The sequence below is a fragment of the Kitasatospora sp. NPDC057512 genome, from assembly GCF_042802135.1.
Classification (GTDB): Bacteria; Actinomycetota; Actinomycetes; order Streptomycetales; family Streptomycetaceae; genus Kitasatospora.
The window spans coordinates 1-2971 of record NZ_JBHVET010000899.1 but is presented as its reverse complement, the minus strand read 5'-3'; the positions used below and the strand labels follow the sequence as shown (position 1 = coordinate 2971).

Genomic DNA, 2971 nt, shown 5'->3' with positions numbered 1-2971 from the left:
GAGGGGCACCGGCCCCGCGTCACGACGCCGACAGCTCACGACGCCAGGAGGGCCGCCCTACCGCGAGGCCATCGACGTCAGCCGCCGCGCGGCCCGGTACTGCCGCAGCACCTGGGCGAAGGAGGTGTGCCCCTGGGTGGTCCGGGCGAAGGCCCGCCAGGCCGGCGGCACCAGGCAGACCGCCGCGTGGAACAGGTACGGCCGCCGCTCGAAGGCGCCCAGCAGCTGCTTGCCCGCGCGCATCTCCACACCCAGCCCGGCCTTGACCGCGAACGCGTAGTTGAGCGCCTCGCGCCGCACCGCCGCCGCGTTGCCCGCCTCGGCGACCCGCACCGCCCACTCGCCGGCCAGCCGGCCCGAGCGCAGCGCGTACGAGATGCCCTCGCGGGTCCACGGCTCCAGCAGGCCGGCCGCGTCCCCGGCGACCAGCACCCGGCCGCGGGAGAGCGGCGAGTCCTCGGTCCGGCAGCGGGTCAGGTGCCCGGACTCGACCCGGGGGGTGAACCCGGACAGGCCCAGCCGGCGGATGTAGTCGGCGAGGTACTGCTTGGTCCGCTCGCCGTCGCCGCGCGCCGAGATGACGCCGACGGTCAGGCTGCTGGTCTCGGTCTTCGGGAACACCCAGCCGTAACTGCCGGGCAGCGGGCCCCAGTCGAGGTGGATCCGGCCCGCCCAGTCGGCCGCGACCTGCGCCGGCACCGGGATCTCCGCCTCCAGGCCGAGGTCGATCTGGTCGAAGGTGACGCCGACGTGCCTGCCGATCCGGCTCGCGCTGCCGTCCGCGCCGACCACCGCGCGGGCCTCGAAGGTGCGCCCGTCGGCCGCCGTCACCAGGGCCGTCCGGTGCTCCCCGCCGCGCTGCTCGACGCCGGTGACGGTCACTCCGGTGACCAGCACCGCCCCGGCCTGCTTGGCCGCCTGCACCAGGCGCAGGTCGAACTCGTCCCGGTTGACCAGGCCGAACAGCATCCGCTTGGACCGCCGCGTACGGGTGTACCTCCCGTCGTAGGCGAAGGTGACGGCGTGCACCCGGTCCTGCAGCGGCAGCCGGAAGTCCGGCGGCAGGCTGTCCCGGGAGGGGCCGATGATGCCGCCGCCGCAGGTCTTGTACCGGGGGTGTTCGGCCTTGTCGAGCAGCAGCACCCGGCGGCCCTGGGCCGCGGCGGCGTGCGCGGCCGAGGACCCCGCCGGTCCGGCGCCGACCACCACGACGTCCCAGATGCCGTCCAGCGGCGCGGCCGCGTCGTCGGTCGGACCGCCCTCGGCCGGGCTGTCGAGCGGGCTACGGGAATCGGAGCTTCCGGAGTCAGTCACGTCGAGCAATCCTATGCGTCCGGCCGCGCCGGTCGAGCGCGCCGCCCCCGCACCGGCGCCGCCCGGTCGTACGGCCCGCCCGAGGGCGGCCCGTCCCCTCGGCGGCCCGGTCCGCGGCACACCCTCGGAACTCCCTGTTCCGCTCCACCTATGATCGGCACTACCGCAAACCGCCTCCTCCGCCCGCACCACCCCCAAGGGCGGACCGTCCCCCCGGAGCCCCGATGTCACAGCCCCTGGCCGACGCCGTCCGATCCCTGATGGACCGTGCCCGCACCGACCTCGCCGAGCTGGTCGCCTTCCCGTCGGTCGCCGACCCGCGCCAGTTCCCGGTCGAGGAGTGCGAGAAGGCCGCGCGCTGGGTCGCCGACGCCTTCGCCGCCGAGGGCCTGACCGGCATCCGGCTGCTGGACACCCCGGACGGCACCCAGTCCGTCTACGGCGAGCTGCCCGGCCCCGAGGGCGCGCCGACCGTCCTGCTCTACTCGCACTACGACGTCCAGCCCCCGCTGGACGAGAACGCCTGGCACAGCCCCGCCTTCGAGCTGACCGAGCGCGACGGCCGCTGGTACGGGCGCGGCGCGGCCGACTGCAAGGGCAACATCCTGATGCACCTGACGGCGCTGCGGGCGCTGCGTCAGGTCCACGGCGACGCCTACCCGGTCGGCCTGAAGATCATCGTCGAGGGCTCCGAGGAGCAGGGCACCGGCGGCCTGGAGCGCTACGCCGAGGCCCACCCCGAGCTGCTCGCCGCCGACGCCATCATCATCGGCGACACCGGCAACTTCGCCCCCGGCCTGCCCACCGTGACCACCTCGCTGCGCGGCATGACGATCGTCGAGGCCACCGTCACCACGCTGGCCGGCAACCTGCACTCCGGGGCCTTCGGCGGCGCCGCCCCGGACGCGCTCCAGTCCCTGGTCCGGATGCTGGCCTCGCTGCACGACGAGAACGGCGACGTCGCGGTGGCCGGCCTGACCGCCGACCAGACCTGGACCGGCGTCCAGTACCCGGAGGAGCAGTTCCGCGCCGACGCCAAGGTGCTCGACGGCGTCGCCCTGACCGGCACCGGCACCCTCGCGGACCGCCTCTGGGCCCGCCCGGCCGTCACCGTCCTCGGCATCGACGCCCCGCCGGTGATCGGCGCCACCTCCTCCGTCCAGGCCACCGCCAAGGCCCTGATCAGCCTGCGCGTCGCGCCGGGCACGGACGCGGGCGCCGCCCAGGACGCCCTGGTCGCCCACCTGGAGGCGCAGGTCCCGCTCGGCGCCCGGCTCACCGTCGAGCGCCAGGGCAACGGCTCGCCGTTCCGCGCCGACACCAGCGGCCCGGCGTACGAGGCGATGGGCGAGGCGATGGCCGAGGCCTTCGGGACGGCCATGGTCGCCTCCGGCGAGGGCGGCTCGATCCCGCTCTGCAACACGCTGCGCTCGCTCTACCCGCAGGCCGAGATCGTGCTGATCGGCGTCGAGGAGCCGACCACCCAGATCCACGCGGTCAACGAGAGCGTCGACCCGCGGGAGCTGGAGCGGATGGCCCTCACCGAGGCGCTGTTCCTCCGCCGCTACGCCGAACTGCGCTCCGTCTGACGGACCTTCGAGGCGACGTCCCGAGGCTCTTCCCGGAGGACGTCCGGCCGCCCGCCGCGCAACCGGCG

The 2971-nt window shown here is 75.3% G+C and carries 2 protein-coding genes; one reads left to right on the top strand and one right to left on the bottom strand.

Going from position 1 to position 2971, the window contains the following annotated elements:
• Positions 1 to 57 precede the first annotated feature (57 nt).
• Complete coding sequence (locus ACFU6K_RS35485) at positions 58 to 1314, bottom strand: geranylgeranyl reductase family protein (protein WP_380670218.1); 1257 nt, start codon at positions 1312 to 1314, stop codon at positions 58 to 60.
• A gap of 224 nt (positions 1315 to 1538) precedes the next feature.
• Here ACFU6K_RS35485 and ACFU6K_RS35480 point away from each other — a divergent pair, with 224 nt between their 5' ends.
• Positions 1539 to 2903 carry a dipeptidase gene (locus ACFU6K_RS35480; RefSeq protein ID WP_380670216.1) on the top strand — a complete coding sequence of 455 codons (1365 nt, stop codon included), beginning with the start codon at positions 1539 to 1541 and terminating at the stop codon, positions 2901 to 2903.
• Positions 2904 to 2971: the final 68 nt, after the last annotated feature.

Bases quoted from the DNA above. Each gene is read 5' to 3' on its own strand.
- ACFU6K_RS35480 (WP_380670216.1), top strand. From the start codon at position 1,539: ATGTCACAGCCCCTGGCCGACGCCGTCCGATCCCTGATGGACCGTGCC.